At 51.0% G+C, this 3070-nt stretch carries 1 rRNA gene; it reads right to left on the reverse strand.

The features are described 5' to 3' along the window. Positions 1–92 precede the first annotated feature (92 nt). Positions 93–3014 (reverse strand): 23S ribosomal RNA (locus tag ACYVEC_RS29345). Positions 3015–3070: the final 56 nt, after the last annotated feature.

Consider the following 3070-nt stretch of genomic DNA (forward strand, 5'->3'; position numbering starts at 1 on the left):
TCGGTATGGGAACGGGTGTGACCTCTCTGCCATCATCACCAAACTATGAAGGCATATTCCTTCAAAACTAGATAACATTTGCTACATATTATATGGTTAAGTCCTCGATCTATTAGTATTCGTCAGCTCCACATGTCACCATGCTTCCACCTCGAACCTATCAACCTGATCATCTTTCAGGGATCTTACTAGCTTACGCTATGGGAAATCTCATCTTGAGGGGGGCTTCATGCTTAGATGCTTTCAGCACTTATCCCTTCCGCACATAGCTACCCAGCTATGCCCTTGGCAGAACAACTGGTACACCAGCGGTGCGTCCATCCCGGTCCTCTCGTACTAAGGACAGCTCCTCTCAAATTTCCTACGCCCACGACGGATAGGGACCGAACTGTCTCACGACGTTCTGAACCCAGCTCGCGTACCGCTTTAATGGGCGAACAGCCCAACCCTTGGGACCGACTACAGCCCCAGGATGCGATGAGCCGACATCGAGGTGCCAAACCTCCCCGTCGATGTGGACTCTTGGGGGAGATAAGCCTGTTATCCCCGGGGTAGCTTTTATCCGTTGAGCGATGGCCCTTCCATGCGGAACCACCGGATCACTAAGCCCGACTTTCGTCCCTGCTCGACTTGTAGGTCTCGCAGTCAAGCTCCCTTATGCCTTTGCACTCTACGAATGATTTCCAACCATTCTGAGGGAACCTTTGGGCGCCTCCGTTACACTTTAGGAGGCGACCGCCCCAGTCAAACTGCCCACCTGACACTGTCTCCCGGGTCGATAAGACCCGTAGGTTAGAATTTCAATACAGTCAGGGCGGTATCCCACCAGCGCCTCCACCGAAGCTAGCGCTCCGGTTTCAAAGGCTCCCGCCTATCCTGTACAAACTGTACCAAAATTCAATATCAGGCTACAGTAAAGCTCCACGGGGTCTTTCCGTCCTGTCGCGGGTAACCTGCATCTTCACAGGTACTATAATTTCACCGAGTCTCTGGTTGAGACAGTGCCCAAATCGTTACACCTTTCGTGCGGGTCGGAACTTACCCGACAAGGAATTTCGCTACCTTAGGACCGTTATAGTTACGGCCGCCGTTTACTGGGGCTTCAGTTCAGAGCTTCGCTTACGCTAACCCCTCTCCTTAACCTTCCAGCACCGGGCAGGTGTCACCCCCTATACTTCGCCTTACGGCTTCGCAGAGAGCTGTGTTTTTGCTAAACAGTCGCTTGGGCCTATTCACTGCGGCTTTCCGTTAAGAAAGCACCCCTTCTCCCGAAGTTACGGGGTCATTTTGCCGAGTTCCTTAACCAGAGTTCTCTCGCACACCTTAGGATTCTCTCCTCGCCTACCTGTGTCGGTTTGCGGTACAGGCACCTTTTATCTCGCTAGAAGCTTTTCTTGGCAGCGGGGAATCAAAGACTTCGCTCCATAAGGAGCTTCCCCATCACAGCTCAGCCTTCACGATAAGCGGATTTGCCTACTTATCAGCCTAACTGCTTGGACGTGCACAACCAATCGCACGCTTCTTCTATCCTTCTGCGTCCCTCCATTGCTCAAACGATAAAGAGGTGGTACAGGAATATCAACCTGTTGTCCATCGCCTACGCCTGTCGGCCTCGGCTTAGGTCCTGACTAACCCTGAGCGGACGAGCCTTCCTCAGGAAACCTTAGGCATTCGGTGGACGGGATTCTCACCCGTCTTTCGCTACTCATACCGGCATTCTCACTTCTAAGCACTCCACCAGTCCTTACGGTCTGACTTCACTGTCCTTAGAACGCTCCCCTACCACTGATACCATTGGTATCAATCCGCAGCTTCGGTGGTGTATTTAGCCCCGGTACATTTTCGGCGCAGAGTCACTCGACTAGTGAGCTATTACGCACTCTTTAAATGGTGGCTGCTTCTAAGCCAACATCCTAGTTGTCTAAGCAACTCCACATCCTTTTCCACTTAATACACACTTTGGGACCTTAGCTGGCGGTCTGGGCTGTTTCCCTTTTGACTACGGATCTTATCACTCGCAGTCTGACTCCTAAGGATAAGTCATTGGCATTCGGAGTTTGACTGAATTCGGTAATCCGATGAGGACCCCTAGTCCAATCAGTGCTCTACCTCCAAGACTCTTACACTTAAGGCTAGCCCTAAAGCTATTTCGGGGAGAACCAGCTATCTCCAGGTTCGATTGGAATTTCTCCGCTACCCACACCTCATCCCCGCACTTTTCAACGTGCGTGGGTTCGGGCCTCCATTCAGTGTTACCTGAACTTCACCCTGGACATGGGTAGATCACCTGGTTTCGGGTCTACGACCACGTACTAAACGCCCTATTCAGACTCGCTTTCGCTGCGGCTCCGCCTCTTCAGCTTAACCTCGCACGGGATCGTAACTCGCCGGTTCATTCTACAAAAGGCACGCCATCACCCATTAACGGGCTCTGACTATTTGTAGGCACACGGTTTCAGGATCTCTTTCACTCCCCTTCCGGGGTGCTTTTCACCTTTCCCTCACGGTACTGGTTCACTATCGATCACTAGGGAGTATTTAGCCTTGGGAGATGGTCCTCCCAGATTCCGACGGAATTTCACGTGTTCCGCCGTACTCAGGATACATTCAAGAGAGAACGAAGTTTCGACTACGGGGTTGTTACCCTCTACGACGGACCTTTCCAGGTCGCTTCGTCTACCTCGTTCCTTTGTAACTCCGTATAGAATGTCCTACAACCCCAAGAGGCAAGCCTCTTGGTTTGGGCTATGTTCCGTTTCGCTCGCCGCTACTCAGGAAATCGCATTTGCTTTCTCTTCCTCCAGGTACTTAGATGTTTCAGTTCCCTGGGTCTGTCTTCCTTACCCTATGTATTCAGATAAGGATACCATACCATTACGTATGGTGGGTTTCCCCATTCGGAAATCTTCGGATCAAAGCTTACTTACAGCTCCCCGAAGCATATCGGCGTTAGTCCCGTCCTTCATCGACTCCTAGTGTCAAGGCATCCACCGTGCGCCCTTTCTAACTTAACCAAACTAAAAATTAAAAAATATGAGCTACACTGTTATCTAGTTTTCAAAGAACATAC

The organism is Bacillus sp. MN7755, assembly GCF_054771475.1.